Origin of the sequence: Microbacterium barkeri (assembly GCF_027921765.1) — a bacterium.
Classification (GTDB): domain Bacteria; phylum Actinomycetota; class Actinomycetes; order Actinomycetales; family Microbacteriaceae; genus Microbacterium; species Microbacterium barkeri.
Genome location: NZ_BSEJ01000038.1, coordinates 1 through 862, shown reverse-complemented (window position 1 = coordinate 862; position 862 = coordinate 1). Strand labels below are relative to the sequence as shown.

The 862-nt window shown below is 56.3% G+C and carries 1 protein-coding gene; it reads right to left on the bottom strand.

From position 1 onward, the window contains the following. Positions 1-168: 168 nt before the first annotated feature. Positions 169-822: a reverse transcriptase domain-containing protein gene (locus PKE79_RS16480; RefSeq protein ID WP_095889336.1), complete on the bottom strand. Its 654-nt coding sequence runs from the start codon at positions 820-822 to the stop codon at positions 169-171. Between the last annotated feature and the right edge of the window lie 40 nt (positions 823-862).

The window sequence follows — 862 nt, the reverse complement described above, 5'->3', positions numbered from 1 at the left end:
CGAAACCGCAACAGCTTGAGTGCATCCAGAGCGCTCATGTCATCGGTTCGTGAGATAGCAACCAGTTTGGTTTTATCTGTCATGGGAAGATCTCATGTTTTTTTACTGATGTCGCGGTAGGGATACCCGTTACCGGATACCCCCCGCACAGATCCCGGCGTGCGCGATTTACGCACCGGGCTCCTGCCTCGGGTGTCTGGCGGTGAACCGCTCCACAGGCCATGGATGAAGAACCCGAACCCTTGGTAGCCATGCGGCTGCCAGTTTGTTTGCTTTCGTCCAGGTCGTATCATCCTTCTGGCTCCTGCGCCTGAGCGCCCGGCGCCAGAGGTTTGTTACGTGTGTCCTGAACTTCTGCATGGTGGGGAAGTTGCCCGGTACCGAGTGATAGTTCAGGTATCCCTGAACCACTCTCCTGAGCCATTTTCCCTGTTCGGGGATTGAGTAATGCCAGCGCCTTCGCAGACCGTCTTTGATGGCTTTCAGAGTTGCCGTCATCCGATCCCGGCGGGTCTTTCGTATCAGCATGAACCTGCCGTTGCGATCTTTCCCGCTGATGTGCGTGAACCCGAGGAAGTTGAACGTTTCTGGTTTGCCTTTTCCCCTGATGGCACGGTTTTCGGCAGCGAAGCGGCCGAACTCCATCAGACGGGTTTTCTCCGGGTGAACCGTGAGTCCGAACTCCCTCAGTCTGCGCTGCATGGCTATACGGAAGCGCCGGGCATCGTATCGTTTGTCGAACCCGATGACGATGTCATCGGCGTATCTGACCATTACCACATTGCCTGTGGCATAGCGACGTCGCCACTGATGCGCCCACAGATCGAAGACGTAGTGGAGGTATATGTTTGGCAGCAGCGGT